The following is a 213-nucleotide window of genomic DNA, read 5'->3' on the forward strand; positions in this document are numbered from 1 at the left end:
TGATTTTATTAATCTAAAAATATCATTACCTATTTACGGTGATGATCCGCGTGATATTAATGAACTAAAATTATTCTCAGCTTCACCTATCTATAATGATGAAAACCTTCAGGGTTACGTTTATGTGATTATTGGTGGCGAAACCTATGATTCAATTTTTGAAGCAGTTCTGTCTGATCAGCACCTTTGGCAGTCATTAGTGTTTTTATTGGG

1 pseudogene is annotated in these 213 nt (G+C 33.3%); it reads left to right on the forward strand.

Annotated elements, in window-relative coordinates:
• Positions 1-213 (forward strand): annotated as a pseudogene (locus V6255_RS18835) (sensor histidine kinase); the annotation flags it as partial.

The organism is Psychromonas arctica (assembly GCF_038155225.1).
Classification (GTDB): domain Bacteria; phylum Pseudomonadota; class Gammaproteobacteria; order Enterobacterales; family Psychromonadaceae; genus Psychromonas; species Psychromonas arctica_B.